The sequence below is a fragment of the Allobosea sp. 01N443 genome (genome assembly GCF_056399325.1).
This window is the reverse complement of sequence record NZ_JBFTRC010000158.1, coordinates 1-17,371: the sequence shown is the minus strand read 5'-3', so window position 1 is coordinate 17,371 and position 17,371 is coordinate 1. Positions and strand designations below refer to the sequence as shown.

Genomic DNA, 17,371 nt, shown 5'->3' with positions numbered 1-17,371 from the left:
GGTCATGTGACTCAACGCTAGTGACTTGCCCGTTTGTCGCACCGATTTGGACGAGATCGGTAAAGCCCGCCTCGCGCAAGCCCTCGTCGAGAATGGCAGCCCGGACCGGGTTGGCGTCGACGATCAGAATTTTCAACGCAGGTGTCATGAGCCACGACGCCTAACGCAGTGAGGATAAGGCCCGTCCTCAGCCCGACAGGATTGCGACACCTGCCAGAATGAAACCACCACCGGCGATGCGGGCAAGCTGCGGCATCCGCACCGCAAGCTGGCCCGCAAGAAGCAAGCCTACTCCATGCAGGGCAGATGTCGCGATCACAAAGCCGATCGCATAGCTCACACCGCTGGCATCCTCCGGCATCTCGGCGCCATGGGCAAAGCCGTGGAAGATCGCGAAGATCCCGCAGGCAAGGGCGCCGGCAGCGAGCGGCGGCGCGAGATTGAGTGCGATGGCAAGCCCGAGGATGACGATGGAAAAGGCGATACCGACCTCCGCGCCTGGAAGCGGTCCGCCGGACATCGCCCAGAGCCCGGCCAGCGCCATGGCCGAAACGAAGGTGACGGGGTAGGCGATGCGCGCCCTGCCACCGACGAGCCCGGCCCAGAGGCCGACCGCGATCATCGCCAGCGCATGATCCAACCCGGTGAGCGGATGCTGCAGCCCGTGAACGAGACCATCTACGGAGCCCACTCCGGTATGGGCAAGGGCGGGTGCCGCCATCATCGTCACGAGCGACGCCAGGGCGCCCGTCAACCGCGTCAGCATGTTCGCCTCCTCTATCCCGGGGCGATCGCCTTCAGGCCGCCCACGGTCTCGATGAAATCCACCACCGCATCGACGCCCTCGCCCTCCCGCGTATTGGTGAAGACGAAGGGTCGCTTGCCCCGCATGGTTCTTGAGTCCCGGTCCATCACAGCAAGATCCGCGCCAACATGCGGAGCGAGATCGGTCTTGTTGATGACGAGCAGGTCCGAGCGGGTGATGCCCGGGCCGCCCTTGCGCGGGATCTTCTCGCCGGCTGCGACATCGATCACGTAGATCGTCAGATCGGCGAGTTCGGGCGAGAAGGTCGCCGCCAGATTATCTCCGCCGGACTCGATCAGGATCAGGTCGAGCGCGGGAAATTTGCCGCGCATTTCCTCGACCGCGGCGAGGTTGATCGAACAATCCTCGCGGATCGCGGTATGCGGGCAGCCGCCGGTCTCGACGCCCATGATGCGCTCCTCGGGCAGAGCCCCTGCGACGGTCAGGAGACGCGCATCCTCCTTGGTGTAGATGTCATTGGTGATGGCGCAGAGATCGTAACGATCGCGCATGCGCTTGCAGAGCACCTCCATCAGGGCGGTCTTGCCGGAACCGACCGGGCCGCCGATGCCGACGCGCAAGGGGCCGTGGGGAGAGCGGGTCATGAGCGGAACAGCCTCKAATACTGGGTTTCGTGGCGCAGGGACGCAAGGTCCGAGCGCAGCGCGCAGCCGCCGAGATCAGCGAGCGTCGCGGTTTCCGCGCGCGTGGCAGCCGCATGCAAGGACGGCACCAGCCCAGCCGTAATCCTCTGCCCGTCGGTCTGTCCGATGACGCCGAGCCTGACCGAGGCCGAAACCAGATTGGCGACGAAGGCGAGGCTGTAAGCTTCCAGGGCCGGGCGCAGCGGCACGTCATGGCCGCTGGCGGCGGACGCGACCGCAATGGGATAGGCGACGTCGCCCTCCCAGGCAGCGCGGAGCCGATCAAATGCCGCGCAGGGCCAGGCGGCGCGAACGGCCGCGACGAACGCATTGCCCTGCGTCACCGTTTCCAGCCGCCGCTCCGCGGAGTTCGCCAGCGCCAGGGCCAGCTCCGCCACCTCGCTCAGCGCCGCGCCGTCCTCAGCCCCGAGGGCGTTGTAGGCGCACGTGAACAGGACGAGGTCGTTATGGAGGGAGCCGTGGCCGACGAGCGCCTCGAGCCAATCGCGAAGCGTGTCGGCATTGGTGAGGTCGCCGGCCTCGAAGGCCCATTCCAGCCCATGCGAATAGGCAAAAGCGCCGACCGGGAAGGACGGCGAAAGCCAGACCATCAACCGCAGATGGGCGTGCGACATCAGCCCTCAATGGTCGTGCTTGTGACCCTTGTGCGCGTGTTCGGCGCCATGATGGTGGCCGTCGTCATGCTTGTGATCATGATCGCCATGGCCGTGGTCGTGGCCACAGCCRCAATCCGCACCGTGGGCATGCGCATGGGCGTGGGCATGGTTCGCGTGATCATCACGCTTGTTCTCGTGGTGGTCGTGGCCATGGTGATCGTGAGCATGATCATGGCCGGCGTGAGCGTGCCCCTTCTCGTGATGACCGTGGCCGTGATCGTGCCCGCAGCCGCAGGATGCGTCATGCGCGTGATCGTGATCATGACCGCGTTCATGGTCGTGGGCGTGACCGTGATCATAGGCGCCGCGCTCAGGCTGGAACGGACGTTCGACCACGCTCATGGCGCAGCCCTGGCCACGGACCATCTCGGCGAGGACGTGGTCGTTCTCGATATAGATGGCGTCCGACGTGATCTCCGCGGGCGTGTGCCGGTTGCCGATATGCCAGGCGACGCGCATCAGCCGCAGCGGGTTCTCGGCCCGCACTTCGAGCAGGCTCTGCGCAGCGGCCCTGACCAGGACCAGGCCGCCGTCTTCGAGTTTCACGGCATCGCCATCGTTCAGAACCGTCGGTTTGTCGAGATCGAGCAGGATCTCGCGCCCGCCATCGCCTTTCAGCGCGATGCGGCGGCGATTGCGGTCCTCGTGGTCGAGCGTCAGGGTCTCGACGACCTTGTCCTGCTTGACCGCGGCCTTGCGGACGACGGAGGTGGCGCGCAGCATGATGGTACCCGTGACAACGAAATGGATCAGAGGCGATCGACCGATCGCGGCTCGACCACTTCGATCACCGGAGGCGTCGTGACGCAAGCCCCCGCGATCTCGAGGAACGCCTGAAGATGCGGCTGCTGCAGGTGGCGGTCGATATGCTCGCGCTGCTCCCAGCTCTCCACCGACACGAAATACCCGGGCTCCGTAATGCTCTCATGCATGTCATAGGCGAGACAGCCATGTTCGCGACGTGTCGCGGCGATACAGTCTTGCGCCGCAGCGACAAAGGCTGCGCGGGTTTCCGGGCGGATGCGCGCCCGCGCAATGACGATAACCGGATCCGACATACCGCGTTCTCCTCTCGTGCCTGAGGGCGCTTCACCCGCCCAGAGAGAATACGCACGTTTCGGCGGGCTGGATGCAGCCGCCGCGCCCTCTGCAGCAGAATGGCGCAGAGGGTCCGGATGCGTGGGATGCGCTTGCGAAGGCGAGGAGCCGGATTTCGCCGCCCTTACCGTGGCCGCGCCTTCACCTCGGTGTCGAACTTCTTCAGCAGGCGCGAGCGTTCGGCCGGACTGCCCCAGCGCGGTGTATCGTAGTCGATCAGCTTGATCTCCGAGAACTTTGGCGCGTCGGGAGAGAGTTCGGCGTTCCTGTTCGACGGGATCGAGTTGATCTTGAGCTTGGCGTTGATGTTCTGCGCCTCGGGCGAGAGCGTGAAATCGATGAAACGGCGCGCCGCCTCGGCATTCCTGCCGCCCTTGATGATCGAAACCGAGCCGGTCTCGTAGCCCGTGCCTTCGCAGGGCGCGACGGTCTGGATCGGCGCCCCCTGCAGCTTCTGCGTCAGCATGTCGTGGATGAAGGCGATGCCGATCGCCGTCTCGCCCAGCGCCGTCGCCTTGACCGGTGCAATGCCGGACTTGGTGTACTGATTGATGTTCTTGTGCAGGGCCTTGAGATAGTCGAAGCCCTTCTCCTCGCCGAGGCGCTGCACGGTGGTCGCGAGGAAGACGTAAGCCGTGCCGGACGAGCTCGGGTCGGCAATCTGGACCTCGTCGCGATAGGCCGGGTCGAGCAGGTCTGCCCAGCATTTCGGCTCGGGCAGGCCCTTCTTCTTCAGCATCTCGGTGTTGTAGCCGACGCCAAGCGCGCCGAGATAAATGCCGGAGGTGCGGAATTTCGACTGCTCGGCATGGCGCTGTGCCCAATCATGCAGCTCGGCGAGCTTGGGCGAACGATACTCGTCGAGCAGCCCCTCCTCCGCCGCCTGCAGATGCGGCTCACCGGGGCCGAAACCGGACACGAGCTCTCTCCCTGGCAAACTTGTCTGCCTGACAAATTCATTTGCCGACGAAGAAAGGATGCGCGAGCGGGCTAGTCAATACGGAAGCGGCGCGCGCCCATGCGGTCCACAGCCCCGGGCGCCACTCAATCGCTCAGAACAGGAAATAGCGCTGCGCCAGCGGCAGCTCGCTGGCAGGTTCGCAAACCAGCAACTCGCCATCCGCCACCACCGCATAGGTTTCCGGATCAATCCGGATGTCGGGCGTCGCGTCGTTGTGGATCATGCTCTTCTTGGAGATGCCGCCACGCGTGTTCTCGACCGCGACCATCTCCTTGTCCGTACCGAGGCGGGACTTGAGGCCACTCGCCAGCGCGGCCTGCGAGACGAAGACCAGCGATGTCGTGGTCACGGCCTTGCCGAAGGCGCCGAACATCGGGCGGTAATGCACCGGCTGCGGCGTCGGAATCGATGCGTTGGGATCGCCCATGGGCGCAGCCGCGATCATGCCACCCTTGAGGACGAGATCGGGCTTGGCGCCGAAGAAGGCCGGCGACCAGAGCACGAGATCGGCTAGCTTGCCGATCTCGATCGAGCCGATATGGCGCGAGATGCCATGCGCGATCGCCGGATTGATCGTGTATTTCGCGACATAGCGCTTGGCGCGGAAATTATCGGCGCCGGTGCCGGCGTCCTGTGGCAGCGGACCGCGCTGCACCTTCATCTTGTGCGCGGTCTGCCAGGTCCGGGTCACGACCTCGCCGATGCGCCCCATGGCCTGGCTATCCGAGGACATCATCGAGAGCGCGCCGAGATCGTGCAGGATGTCCTCGGCCGCGATCGTCTCCTTGCGGATGCGGCTTTCGGCGAAGGCGAGATCCTCGGGGATAGAGGGCGAGAGGTGATGGCAGACCATGAGCATGTCGAGATGCTCGTCGAGCGTGTTGACCGTGAAGGGCCGCGTCGGATTGGTCGACGACGGCAGCACATTGGGCAGGCCCGCCACCTTCATGATGTCGGGCGCATGGCCGCCGCCGGCCCCCTCGGTGTGGAAGGCGTGGATGGTGCGGCCCTTGAAGGCCGCGATCGTGTCCTCGACGAAACCGCTCTCGTTCAGCGTGTCGGTGTGGATCATCACCTGGATGTCGTAGTCGTCGGCGACGGAGAGGCAGTTGTCGATCGCGGCCGGTGTCGTACCCCAGTCTTCATGCAGCTTCAGCGCGCAGGCGCCGGCCTCGATCATTTCCGTCAACGCGCCCGGCAGCGCGGCATTGCCCTTGCCGGCAAAGGCGAGGTTCATCGGGAAGGCGTCGGCCGCCCTGATCATCTGGCCGAGATGCCAGGGGCCGGGCGTGCAGGTCGTCGCGAGCGTGCCATGGGCCGGGCCGGTGCCGCCGCCCAGCATCGTGGTGAGGCCGCTCATCAGCGCGTCCTCGATCTGCTGCGGACAGATATAGTGGATATGGCTGTCGAAGCCGCCGGCGGTGATGATCTTGCCTTCGCCGGCAATGACCTCGGTTCCGGGGCCGACAATAATGGTCTCGGACGGATTGAAGTTTCCGAACCCGTTCTGGATATCTGGATTGCCGGCCTTGCCGATGGCGCAGATGCGCCCGGCCCGGATACCGATATCGGCCTTGACGATGCCCCAATGGTCGAGGATCAGCGCGTTGGTGACGACGGTATCGACCGCACCAGCGGCATTGCTGACCTGGCTCTGGCCCATGCCGTCGCGGATGACCTTACCGCCGCCGAACTTCACCTCCTCGCCATAGGTGGTGAAATCCTTCTCGACCTTGATGACGAGTTCGGTATCGCCGAGGCGCACCGTATCGCCGGTCGTCGGGCCGAACATGGCGGCATAGGCATTGCGCGGAAAGGGAAAGGGCATCTCGAAGTCCCTGGTCGGTTCTTGCGACGTGTTAGCAATTCTCAGGCCGATGCATCCGGCTCCGATTTGGGCTGCCGGTCCTCAGCGCGCCGCTTCGTCTTGGCCTTCGCACCCGCGGGCTTGCGGCGGCGGGTAGCGCGCAGGCTCTCCTCCTGCAGCATCTCGAGCTGGACCTGCTGGATCTCGGCCAGGCGCTGCCATTGCCGGGTGATCAGATGGTCGATCTTCTCGTGCAGATGGCGGATCTCGAGTTCGGCCTTGAGGTTGACCTGATAGTCGTTGAACGAGCGCAGACGGTCCTTCTGCTCCTGCCGCTTCTGGCTCATCATGATGATCGGAGCCTGGATCGCCGCGATGCAGGAGAGGACKAGGTTCAGCAGGATGAAGGGATAGGGGTCGAAGGCATTGTCCATCCCTTCCACGACATTGATCATCATCCAGATCGCCAGCACGACGCCAAAGCTGATCAGGAAGGCCCAGGAGCCGCCGAAGCCGGCGAGACCGTCGGAGAGGCGCTGCCCTACCGTGCGATGCTCCTCGAAATCGTCCTCGACATTCGCCGCGATGGTGTCCTGCTTGGCGATGCTTTCGACGACTTCACGGTCGAGCTCCGTGTACTCGCCATGCTCCTCACGCAGGATTTCCTCGACATAGCGCGTGCGGTAGCGCGCGAGCTCCGCCTTGCTGATCAGGCTCTGCTCGGTAAGCTGCGGGAAGTCGGACTGGATGCGCTCGGCCAGGGAAGGACGCAGCGTGGCAAGCGGGACAAGGTTCTTGCGGCTGGTCTCGACACCCGAAATGGCGCAGGTCCCGCGCTTCTTTCCGTTCGCGGCCAGTTGTTGTGACGATTTCTCTGCGATCGCGGTCATCGGCACTCTCACCCCGCACCGGCATCGGTCTCGCTAGAGCTTACCCATTATCTCCTGCCGGAAGCCATAGACCTCGCGCTTGCCGCCGAGCGCCACGAGCCTGACCTCGCGGGTCTGGCCGGGCTCGAAGCGCACAGCCGTTCCCGCCGGAATATCGAGCCGAAAGCCCCTCGCCTTCTCGCGTTCGAAGGAGAGCGCGGGATTCGCCTCGAAGAAATGATAGTGGGAGCCGATCTGGATCGGCCGGTCACCGGTATTGGCAACCGCGAGCATCAGGCTCTCGCGACCTTCATTGAGAATGAGGTCGCCGGGTAGCGTCGTCACTTCGCCGGGCTTCAGGCGCCCGGCCGAGCCGCGGATCGGCTCATGCACGGTGACGAGCTTGGTCCCGTCTGGAAAGGTCGCCTCGACCTGCACGTCATGGATCAGCTCGGCGATGCCGTCCATGACCTGGTCGGCCGAGATCACATGCGCGCCTGCCTCCATCAGCTCGGCGACAGAACGACCGTCGCGCGCACCCTCGACCACGAAATCGGTGATGAGCGCAACGGCCTCCGGATAGTTGAGCTTGACGCCGCGCTCCAGCCTTCGCCGCGCCACCATGGCAGCCATGGCGACGAGCAGCTTGTCCTTTTCGCGCGGCGTCAGGTTCATGCCTTTTCCTTCTCGTCTTCCTCGTCCTCTTCGGACTCGTCTTCCGAGGTCTCGACCTCTTCGTCGTCCTCGTCTTCCGCCTCGTCCTCATCGAGGTCGAGATCGGCGTATTCATAGGCGAAGACGATCTCGCTGGTGGCGGGATCGAAGCTGCTCGTGGTGGATTCCTCGAAGGCCTCGATCAGCATCTCGGCATCATCAGGCCCGTCGACGTCGAAGCGACGCGTGACGGTTTCCCCCTCGTCGGCGAGGGCGAGCTCGACCGCCCAGCCCCGCGAGCCGGTGTCATAAATGCATTTCAGGCCTTGGATCGCCAGCATGGTGCTCTCCTCACGTGGACCATGTGCGSGGCAGCGCACGCCCCGTGACATGCCGAAGCAGCATGACGAGGGCGCGACGGAGCGCCTGGGCATCGCGGGAGAGAAGGCGAATGACGAGAAGGCCGGAGACGAGCCCGGCCCCGGCCTCGACGCTGACACAGGCGGGATCCTCGGCAAGCAGCGCACGAAGCTCATCGAGCCTGGCAGGATGCTCCGGGCCGGCGGCGATCACGGTTGCGACGGCCCGCGCCCCGGCGGCAATGGCAGGCCGCTCCAGCGTGGCGGCGACCGCGCCGTCAAGGCGAAGCTCGTCGGCGAAAATCAGGCGGCCGTCGCGGCGGATGCGCCAGCGATCGTGAATGGCACCGCGCTGCATCGTCTCGCCCATGGCGATGCGGCCGAAGACGATCGATTCACAGGCGACGAGGCGGGCGTCGGTGGCGAGGTCAATCGTCAGATTCCGGGCGAGGCGAGCGCCCGAAAACAGGATGCTCTCCTGCGGCAGCCAGGCGAGGCTCGCCCCGGCAGCAACCGAGAGATGGGTCTCGACCCGCGTGTCAGCGCCCTGGCTGCGATAAATCTTCTCGGCCGCCTGCGTGGTGATGACCGCCTCGGCCTGCGCCTCGATGACGGCATCGACCCGCATCGCGTCGCCACCGGCCATGCCGCCGCCGGTGTTGATCAGCACGGCCTCGCAGGTTGAGGCGAAGGTGTCGGGGAAGCGGGCGCGGTAGCCGCCGGACTCGGCGAGCTCGAGCCGGCGCGTCACTTCGCCGACCCTGGCGAAACGCAGGCGCACGCCGCCATTGGCCCGAACATAGGCCGGCAACAGCGGATCGGCAGAGGCCGGAAGCGGCGGCGCGAACATCGAAGGCCCTGGCGCGAATGAACCTTCAGCCATTCTCCGCCTGCGGCCTCGCCGGGCAAGAGGTGGCGCCGTCAGCGCCGCCCAAATTTCAGGCAGGCGCTGCCCGTTCCACGGGCGCCGCTTCAGCCGGGGCCGGTCTCGATCAGGAAGCGCATCACCTCGCCGCGCGTCGGCGCGCCGGCGCGACCGCCAAAGCGCGTGCATTTGATCGCAGCGGCCGCCGAGGCGAAGCGGATGGCGCTGCGCTCGTCCTGTTCCTCGGCCAGCGCCAGCGCAAAAGCCCCATGCCAGACATCCCCTGCGCCAAGCGTGTCGACGGTCTCGACCGCGAAGGCCGGCAGATGCGCGACTTCGCCATTTTCGATGAAGAGCACCCCTTCCTTGCCGAGCGTGACGGCAAGCCAGGTCGCTGCACCCTGCCCGACCCGGGCGAGGCCAAGGCGCGGATCCTCCTCCCCCGAAACCTCACGCAAGGCCTGGGCGCTGAAGGCGACATGGCTTGCGGTCGCCACGAGATCGGGATGAGGCGGCCTACGGTCGCCATCGAGCAGGCCCGGAATACCGGCCTGGCGCGCAAGCCTCAGCGCCGCGAGCGCTCCTTCGCCCCAGCGCGTATCGGCGAGCACCGCCTTCGCCCCATCCGGCAGGGTTTTCGGGAGCCACTCGGCGCTCTCCGGCATCGCCGGATCGGAATAGGAGACGACCATGCGTTCGCCAGCGGCATCGACAAGAATGGCTGAAACCGGTGAGCGCAACCCCACGGCGCGCAAGGCAAAGCGGGTATTGACGCCCTCGTCTGCGAGCTCAGCCACGATCTCGTCGCCGACACGATCGTCCGCGAGCCGGGTCGCCAGCCAGGATTGACCGCCAAGCCGCGCGATGGCGACCGCGGCATTGCCGGCGCAGCCGCCACCGACCACCGCCAGATCGCGTGAGCGATATTTCTCGCCACGCGTCGGCATGGTCTCGACGCTGTAGACATAGTCGAGGGTTGCGATGCCGAGACTGAAGACGCCGGCCATGGATTTCAACCGCTGAAGCGATATTCGCTGACCTGCCGGTAGACCTCGCCGGGGCGCAGCACGGTCGTGGGAAAATGCGGCAGATTGGGTGAGTCCGGCACGTGCTGGGGTTCCAGCGCGATGCCGGCATTCGGACCATAGGGCTGGCCATCGAGCCCCGCCACGGCAGTGTTGAGCTTGAAGCCGTCATAGACCTGGAGCGCCGGCTCCGTCGTCCAGAGTTGCATCGCGAGCCCACTGCGCAACGAGCGCAAGATCGCGGCATGGGCGAGCGTCAGCCCGGCGAGCGCGCTCGGCTCACACTGGTCGCGGAGGAGGACATAGTCGTGATCGAACCAGAAGCGCGTGCCGTCGGGGTTTGCGAAGCGGACCGCGCGCGGCTTGCGAAAATCGAAGGGCGTGCCGGCAACCGGAACGAGCGATCCGTCCGGGATCAGGTCGGCATCGACCGGCGTCATCAGATTGGCGCGGACCTCGAGCTCGTGGTCGAGAATGTCGGGACCATCATCGAGCTTGAAATAGGAGTGATGCGCGAGATTGACGATCGTCGGCGCATCGGTGGTGGCGGTGAGTTCGATGCGCAGCGTTGCTGCCCCGACAAGGCTGTAGCGGCACCAGAGATTCAGCGCACCGGGATAGCCGGCATCACCGTCAGGCGAGACCAGGGCCAGCGTCACGCTTGCCGCGTCATGATGCAGGATCGTCCAGGGCCGCTTGCCAAAGCCCTGCCCGCCACCATGCAGCGAATGCCGGCCGTTCTCGTTCAGAGGCAACTGATAGGTCTTGCCGTCGAGCGTGAAGCGCCCGCCGCCAATGCGGTTGGCGAAGCGTCCGGCGATCGCGCCCATATGCGAGGCGTGCTGGGGATAATCGGCGGGATCGGCGAGCCCGAGTACGACACGCTGCGGCTGGCCGCTCGTCAGCGGCACGCGCAGATCGCGCAGCGTCGCGCCCCAGTCCATGACACGCGCCTCGGCCCCACCGGGCGAGCGAAGCACGATGTCGTGGATCGGCGTGCCGTCCGAAAGGGTCGCGGCGATAGCAGGCTTGGTCATGGGCATCACACCACCAGCAAGGAAACGCGGCCGAAGCCGCGCCCTCTCGTGCCCGATTTCATCGCCGTGCTCAACGGTCACACGCATGGGTCTGGCGCTTGGGCCCGGCGTTTGAGCCCGGCGCCTCGGCCCTCACCAAACCCCGGTATTCGGCATGCTCGCCCACGGCTCGGCCGGCGCCTTGGCGGGCCCCTTCTGCAGGATCTCGATCGAGATGTTGTCGGGAGAGCGGACGAAAGCCATGTTTCCGTCGCGCGGAGGGCGGTTGATCGTGACGCCCGCCTTCATCAGCTTGTCGCAGGTCGCGTAGATATCGTCGACCTCATAGGCGAGGTGACCGAAATTGCGGCCGCCGGTATAGACTTCCGGATCCCAGTTATAGGTCAGCTCCAGCGTGGGGCGGCCACGGCTGCCTTCGGCGCCCTTGGCGTCGGCGGCGTCATCCGGCGCAGCCAGGAAGACCAGCGTGAAGCGTCCCTTCTCATTTTCGATGCGGCGGGTTTCGACAAGGCCGAACATGTTCACGTAGAAATCGAGTGACGCGTCGAGATCGGTGACACGCACCATGGTGTGGAGATATCGCATGCTTGGGGCTCCCCTTGTTCGGCCGGGTTGATCTCGCTCCTAAATCGGGCCAGACGCTCTGCTTTCCAAGAGGCGGCGCGCGAGGCGGGCCATGACGAGAACGCAAGACGTGGACACGAAACGCCCCGACGCCGCGACAATTTCCAGCATCAAGCAGCGTGCTGCCTTGCTGTCGGTGATGGCGACGCTCCTGCTGACCGGAGCCAAGGGCATCGCTGCGATCCTCTCCGGCTCGCTCGCCCTGCTGACCGATGCCTTGCAGGGGCTGATCGATATCGGCTCGACTCTGTTCACCTGGTTCGCGGTGCGGGCGGCCGACAAGCCGGCCGACGCGGAGCACCATTACGGCCATGGCAAGGTCGAGGCGTTGGCGGCGCTGGTCGAGACCGCGATCCTCTTTACGCTGGCCGGAGCTATCCTCTGGGAGGCGATCAGCCGGCTGTGGAGCGGTACGGTCGACGCCGTTACCGTCACGCCCATCGTGCTTGGCGTCATCCTCTTTTCCATGATCGTCGACGCGATCCGCTGGCACTCGCTGCGCAAGGTCGCGGCGGAAACGGGCAGCGAGGCACTGGCAGCCGAGGCGACGCATTTTTCGGCGGATTTCGTCGGCTCGGCCCTGGTTCTCGTCGGCCTCATCGCCGCCTGGTTCGGCTTTGGGCGGGCCGACACGATCGCCGCCTTCGCGATCGCAGCCTTCATGGCCTATTCCGCCTTCAAGCTCGGGCGCCGCACGATCAATACATTGCTCGACGCTGCCCCCGCCGGGCTGAGCGAGCGCCTGACCGCCGCAGCCGGGGCTGTGCCCGGCGTCGTCGCCGTGGAATGGCTGAAGGTTCGGCCTTCGGGCGGCCAGACCCATGGCGAGATCGGAATTCGCGTCTCGCGGACGCTCCCGCTCGACCGTGTCGTCGCCATCAAGGACGCGCTCGTGCTGGCGTTGCGCGAGGTCGAGCCAGGGGCCGAGATCACCGTCACCGCCAACCCGATCCAGGTCGATGATGAGACCGCGCTCGAGCGGGTTCTGCTGATCGCGCTCAAGCTCAAGATCCCGGTGCACCACGTCACCGTGCACAGCATCGGCGACCGACTCTCGGTCAGCCTCGATATGGAGGTCGATTCCCGGCTGCCGCTCGGCGAGGCGCATGAGATCGCGACCCGGCTCGAGACCGCGATCCGCGCCGAGTTCGGCGGCGAGACAGAGGTCGAGACCCATATCGAGCCCATGGAAACCGGCACGCCGCCGGGCCACAATGCCGCATGGGACGCGGTGGAGGATATCGGCAAGGCGCTTGCCAAGGAGGCCGCGGGACTCGACGGCCCGATCCACGACATCCACAGCGTCCGCGTGCGCCAGACCCCGAACGGTCTCGTGGTGAATTATCACTGCCGTGTCGATCCGGCGCTCGACGTCGCGGCGGTCCATGCCGCGGTCGACGCGATCGAGCGCGCCGTCCGGATCGCGCGCCCGCAGGTCTGCCGGCTGGTCAGCCATGCCGAGCCTGCGCATCTGCGCCAGCCTGCCTGATCAGCGCGCACGGACTTTCAGCGGAAGGGGGCTCGGGCTACAGACAAGGCTCAGATGTCGTTTTCGCCAGGGTTGTCCATGCGCGCCGAAGATACCCCCCTGATCCGTCTCGAGGATTATCGTCCCTCCGACTGGCTGATCGATACGGTCGATCTCGACTTCGTTCTCGATGCGCATGAAACGAAGGTGCGGGCCCAGCTTGGCCTCAGGCCGAATCCGGCCGGGCAGCCGGGATCGGCGCTGGTCCTCGACGGGGACGAGCTGACGCTGGTCTCGCTCAAGCTCGATGGAACCACGCTGGATGCTGCGGCCTACAGCGCCACGCCGCAGGGACTGACCGTGCTCGCGCCACCGAAGCGCGGCTTAACCCTCACCATCGAGACGGTGCTGAACCCCTCGGCCAATACCAAGCTGATGGGGCTCTATCGCTCGTCCAACGTCTACTGCACCCAGTGCGAGGCGGATGGCTTCCGCCGGATCACCTATTTCCTCGACCGCCCCGACGTGATGTCGGTCTACACCGTGCGCCTTGAGGCGAAGAAGGCCGAGGCTCCGGTCCTGCTCTCGAACGGCAACCGGGTCGCGACCGGGGATGTCGCCGGCACCGACCGGCATTTCGCGGTCTGGCACGACCCTCATCCCAAGCCCGCCTATCTGTTTGCCCTGGTCGGCGGCACGCTCGACCATGTTCGCGAGGACTATGTCACCGCCGATGGCCGCAAGGTCGAGCTCGCCGTCTATGTCGAGCCCGGCAAGAGCAGCCGCGCCGGCTGGGCGCTGGACTCGCTGGTGCGCTGCATGCGCTGGGACGAACGCGTCTTCGGCCGGAACTATGATCTCGACGTGTTCAACGTCGTCGCCGTGTCGGATTTCAACATGGGCGCGATGGAGAACAAGGGCCTCAACATCTTCAACGACAAATATGTGCTGGCCGATCCGCAAACCGCCAGCGATGGCGATTATGCCAGCATCGAGGCGATCATCGCGCACGAGTATTTTCACAACTGGACCGGCAACCGCATCACCTGCCGCGATTGGTTTCAGCTGTGCCTGAAGGAAGGCCTCACGGTCTTCCGCGACCAGGAATTCTCCTCCGACGAGCGCTCCCGCCCGGTGAAGCGCATCGCCGATGTGCGGACCCTGCGCGCAACCCAGTTCTCCGAGGATGCGGGGCCCCTCGCCCACCCCGTCAGGCCGCGCGCCTACAAGGAAATCAACAACTTCTACACGCCGACCGTCTATGAGAAGGGCGCGGAGGTGATCCGCATGCTCAAGGTCCTGATCGGCGACGAGGCCTTCAAGCGCGGCATGGATCTGTATTTCGAGCGCTGCGATGGCACCGCCGCGACGATCGAGGAATTCCTGGCCTGTTTCGCCGAGAGCTCGGGCCAGGATCTCAGCCATTTCGCGCGCTGGTACGAACAGGCGGGCACCCCAACGATCGTCGCCTCCGGCCGCTACGATGCTGCCGCAAGGAGCTATACGCTCGATCTCGCCCAGAGCACGCCGCCGACCCCCGGCCAGCCCCAGAAAGCGCCGGTGGCGCTGCCGATCGCGCTCGGCCTCGTCGGCAAGGCCGGCGACCTGCCGCTCCACAGCAACTCGAATGCCTATGCGGGCGACGGGCTAATCGTGCTCGACCAACCGTCGCTGTCAGTGACCTTCACGGGCCTGGACGAGGCGCCGATCCCGTCCTTGCTGCGCGGCTTTTCGGCCCCGGCGCGGCTGGAGCTCGATCTTGCCGATGCCGATCTGCTGCGCCTGTTCTCTGCGTACAGCGATTCCTTCAATCGCTGGCAAGCGCTCCAAACGGTCGCGACGCGCGCGTTGACCAGCGCCGGGCGCGGAGCCCTCAGCGCCGCCGGGCTTGCCGACAAGGCCACGGAACTCGCCGGAGCGCTCGACGCCTTCCTGCGCGATCATGCGCTTGCCGACCCTGCCTTTGCCGCCCAGGTGCTGCGCCTGCCCGCCGCCGCCGATATCGCCCGCGAGATCGGTCGGGATGTCGATCCCGACCGGATCCATGCGGCCCACCGCGCGCTCTCGGCACAGATCGGCAAGACACTGGCCGACAGGCTTTCGAGCCTGCGCGACGCGCTTGACGATAAGAGCCTCTATTCGCCGGATGCCACGGCAGCCGGGCGAAGGGCGCTGCGCAACGAAGCGCTGGGACTGCTCGCCATCGGCGCCCCCGAGACCAGCGCGCGCCTCGCAGACACCCAGTTCAGCGCCGCCGACAACCTGACCGACCGGCTTGCGGCACTCGCCGCCATGACGCTGATCCCGGGCGAGGCTCGCGAAGCCCTGATCCGGCGCTTCGCAGAGCGCTATGCGGCTGAGCCGCTCGTGCTCGACAAATGGCTGATGGCGCAGGCTCTGATCGCCGAGCCCGGCACGCTCGGCCGCGTCAAGGACCTGATGCGGCACCCGACCTTCTCGCTCGGCAACCCGAACCGCGTCCGCTCGCTCATCGGCGGGTTTGCCGCCAACCTGACGCAGTTCAACCGACCCGATGGCGCCGGCTATGATTTCGTGGCGGATATCGTGATCGCGCTCGATCGGACCAATCCCCAGATCGCCTCGCGCCTGCTCGGTTCCTTCAAGACCTGGCGCACGCTGGAGCCGGGCCGTCGCGGCCTCGCTCAGGCGGCCCTCACCATGGTGTCGCGCACCCCCAATCTGTCGCGGGACGTCGCCGATATCGCAGAGCGCGCACTCGCCTGAGAGGCGGGGCGCGCACCGCCTGTCCAGTTCGTTAACGATTTATTACCCGCACAAGATTCATTCTATGAATTACTACAACCATAGGGTGAATTCTGAGCCCCTGATTCAACTCAAAGCTAGACAAACCGATTCGGTCGGATTCAACTGGCGGTGATTCGAGGGGATGCGGCACGTCTCCCGATCTTACTGACGGTACTGTTATCCGAAGGGGGAACGGGCATGGCGCGTGCGAACGCGACCTGCGCGGCAACGCGCGCAGGCACGATTCTGGGTGTCGCAAGATCGCTGACTCATCCGCTCTACCAGCGGTTTGAGAAGGCTGAGCCGACCTTTCGCAAAGTCATTCCTGCCCTCGTCCTCGGCTTTTTTGTCCTGTTCGGTGCCGGCGCCTATATCCAGACCTCCGCGATGCGTGACGATGCATTGTCGGATGCGATATCTGATCTCGACCTCGTCGCGTCATTGATCGCGCGAGAACTCGACATCGCGACAAAGATCGATGCGGCACCTGCAACTGTTCTTGCCGCACTTGCGACCAAGCACCTGTCCTCACATGGCCGCCTCGTCCATGTCAGCGATGCCAGCGGTCAGGTCATCGCCAGCGAGCCGGTGATTGGACAGGCCCGGCGCACGCTGGTCGATTTCCTTGGCCAGACCCAGCCGCTGACCGTGTTCGGCGACCGGGCCGGCGTCATGAAGATCGTCCTCCCAGGCGGCCTTGAGACCTTCGCGACCGTCCGCAACCTCGCCGCCCCGCTCGGCCAGGTTGCGGTCTTGCAACCCGCGTCGCGGGTGCTGTCGCTCTGGAATGAGCGCAGTCGCGCGCTCACCATCCTGTTCGGCTCGGCCGCGCTGGTCCTTTCTGCCCTTACCGTCGCCTTCCTGATGCAGTCGAAGCGCGCCCGCGCCGCCGACGAGGACTGCGACTGCGTGCGCGAACGTATCGATACCGCGCTCAACCGCGGCCATTGCGGCCTCTGGGACTGGGACCTCGCGCGCGGCCGCATCTACTGGTCGGACTCGATGTATGCGATGCTCGGCTATGACCGCGCCGGCGACTTCATGTCCTTTGGCGAAGTCAATGCCTTCATCCATCCGGCCGATGTCGATCTCTACGCGCTCGCCGACGCGATCAGCCGCGGCGAGGCCGACCATCTCGACCAGGAATTCCGGGTTCGCGACGTCAATGGCGGCTGGGTCTGGCTCAAGGCCCGCGCCGAGCTGGTCACCGACCGGCGCACCCATTCGCAGCACCTCGTCGGCATCGCAGTCGACATCTCCGAGCAACGCCGCATGGCCGAGCAGACCGCGACAGCCGATGCCCGCCTGCGCGATGCCGTCGAGGCCATCTCGGAAGCCTTCGTGCTCTGGGACGCGGATAATCGTCTCGTGCTCTGCAACGCCAAATACCAGCAGTTGCACCAGCTTTCCGCCGAAGCCGTCCATCGGGGCGTGAGCCACGAAGAGGTGATGAGCCTCAGCGCCCAGCCCAATATCGACCGCGAGCCGACCCGCCACTCCCGCGAGAACGGCACCTCCTACGAGGCGCGCCTCTCCGATGGCCGCTGGCTCCAGATCAACGGACGCCGCACGAAGGATGGCGGCTCGGTTTCGGTCGGCACCGACATCACCACGCTGAAGCAGCAGGAAGAGCGGCTCACCCAGTCCGAGCATGAACTCCTGATGCATGTCACCAATCTCAAGGCCTCACGCCAGAAGCTCGAGGCGCAGGC

The 17,371-nt window shown here is 65.7% G+C and carries 17 protein-coding genes and 1 pseudogene; 3 read left to right on the top strand and 15 right to left on the bottom strand.

Annotation, left to right across the window (positions count from 1 at the left end; all coding sequences use genetic code 11):
• The 15 genes and pseudogenes from AC1DRP_RS27610 to AC1DRP_RS27540 form a co-directional block, all read right to left on the bottom strand.
• Window positions 1–148 (bottom strand): annotated as a pseudogene (locus AC1DRP_RS27610) (two-component system response regulator); the annotation flags it as partial.
• Window positions 149–187: 39 nt separating this feature from the next.
• Entirely contained in the window at window positions 188–766 is a 579-nt protein-coding gene (locus tag AC1DRP_RS27605; RefSeq protein WP_441506596.1) for a HupE/UreJ family protein, read from the bottom strand.
• An 11-nt stretch (window positions 767–777) separates the two neighbouring features.
• The gene (ureG, locus tag AC1DRP_RS27600) at window positions 778–1,410 is read right to left on the bottom strand and encodes an urease accessory protein UreG (protein WP_476770119.1); all 633 of its coding nucleotides are present in this window, start codon (window positions 1,408–1,410) and stop codon (window positions 778–780) included.
• On the bottom strand, window positions 1,407–2,084 hold the full coding sequence (locus AC1DRP_RS27595; RefSeq protein WP_476770118.1) for an urease accessory protein UreF: 678 nt from the start codon (window positions 2,082–2,084) through the stop codon (window positions 1,407–1,409). The genes ureG and AC1DRP_RS27595 overlap by 4 nt, the downstream gene beginning before the upstream one ends.
• 6 nt (window positions 2,085–2,090) lie before the next feature.
• Window positions 2,091–2,849, bottom strand: coding sequence for an urease accessory protein UreE (gene ureE / locus AC1DRP_RS27590; protein WP_476770117.1), 759 nt, complete (start codon window positions 2,847–2,849; stop codon window positions 2,091–2,093).
• Between the two features lie 26 nt (window positions 2,850–2,875).
• The gene (locus AC1DRP_RS27585; RefSeq protein WP_113514657.1) at window positions 2,876–3,184 is read right to left on the bottom strand and encodes a putative quinol monooxygenase; all 309 of its coding nucleotides are present in this window, start codon (window positions 3,182–3,184) and stop codon (window positions 2,876–2,878) included.
• A gap of 164 nt (window positions 3,185–3,348) precedes the next feature.
• Window positions 3,349–4,143 (bottom strand): ABC transporter substrate-binding protein, encoded by a 795-nt coding sequence (locus AC1DRP_RS27580; RefSeq protein ID WP_476770116.1) that lies wholly within the window; start codon window positions 4,141–4,143, stop codon window positions 3,349–3,351.
• A gap of 133 nt (window positions 4,144–4,276) precedes the next feature.
• Window positions 4,277–6,013: an urease subunit alpha gene (gene ureC, locus AC1DRP_RS27575; RefSeq protein ID WP_441506601.1), complete on the bottom strand. Its 1,737-nt coding sequence runs from the start codon at window positions 6,011–6,013 to the stop codon at window positions 4,277–4,279.
• 41 nt (window positions 6,014–6,054) lie between these two features.
• Window positions 6,055–6,882 (bottom strand): DUF1003 domain-containing protein, encoded by an 828-nt coding sequence (locus AC1DRP_RS27570; protein ID WP_441506602.1) that lies wholly within the window; start codon window positions 6,880–6,882, stop codon window positions 6,055–6,057.
• A gap of 33 nt (window positions 6,883–6,915) precedes the next feature.
• The gene (locus tag AC1DRP_RS27565; protein WP_113514651.1) at window positions 6,916–7,536 is read right to left on the bottom strand and encodes an urease subunit gamma; all 621 of its coding nucleotides are present in this window, start codon (window positions 7,534–7,536) and stop codon (window positions 6,916–6,918) included.
• Window positions 7,533–7,856, bottom strand: coding sequence for a hypothetical protein (locus AC1DRP_RS27560; RefSeq protein WP_441506603.1), 324 nt, complete (start codon window positions 7,854–7,856; stop codon window positions 7,533–7,535). Before AC1DRP_RS27560 ends, AC1DRP_RS27565 begins: the two co-directional genes overlap by 4 nt.
• Window positions 7,857–7,866: 10 nt before the next feature.
• Window positions 7,867–8,757, bottom strand: coding sequence for an urease accessory protein UreD (locus tag AC1DRP_RS27555; protein ID WP_441506604.1), 891 nt, complete (start codon window positions 8,755–8,757; stop codon window positions 7,867–7,869).
• Between the two features lie 89 nt (window positions 8,758–8,846).
• Complete coding sequence (locus tag AC1DRP_RS27550; protein ID WP_476770115.1) at window positions 8,847–9,746, bottom strand: PfkB family carbohydrate kinase; 900 nt, start codon at window positions 9,744–9,746, stop codon at window positions 8,847–8,849.
• A 5-nt stretch (window positions 9,747–9,751) separates the two neighbouring features.
• Window positions 9,752–10,801 carry an aldose epimerase family protein gene (locus AC1DRP_RS27545; protein WP_441506606.1) on the bottom strand — a complete coding sequence of 350 codons (1,050 nt, stop codon included), beginning with the start codon at window positions 10,799–10,801 and terminating at the stop codon, window positions 9,752–9,754.
• Window positions 10,802–10,933: 132 nt separating this feature from the next.
• Window positions 10,934–11,386 (bottom strand): VOC family protein, encoded by a 453-nt coding sequence (locus AC1DRP_RS27540; RefSeq protein WP_441506607.1) that lies wholly within the window; start codon window positions 11,384–11,386, stop codon window positions 10,934–10,936.
• Window positions 11,387–11,477: 91 nt separating this feature from the next.
• Between AC1DRP_RS27540 and AC1DRP_RS27535 the strand changes: the two genes are divergently transcribed.
• The 3 genes from AC1DRP_RS27535 to AC1DRP_RS27525 form a co-directional block, all read left to right on the top strand.
• Window positions 11,478–12,914: a cation-efflux pump gene (locus AC1DRP_RS27535; RefSeq protein ID WP_069877258.1), complete on the top strand. Its 1,437-nt coding sequence runs from the start codon at window positions 11,478–11,480 to the stop codon at window positions 12,912–12,914.
• A 78-nt stretch (window positions 12,915–12,992) separates the two neighbouring features.
• The gene (gene pepN, locus AC1DRP_RS27530) at window positions 12,993–15,638 is read left to right on the top strand and encodes an aminopeptidase N (RefSeq protein ID WP_476770114.1); all 2,646 of its coding nucleotides are present in this window, start codon (window positions 12,993–12,995) and stop codon (window positions 15,636–15,638) included.
• Between the two features lie 219 nt (window positions 15,639–15,857).
• Window positions 15,858–17,371 (top strand): PAS domain-containing protein (locus tag AC1DRP_RS27525; RefSeq protein WP_476770113.1); only part of this gene is annotated, 1,514 nt, incomplete at its 3' end.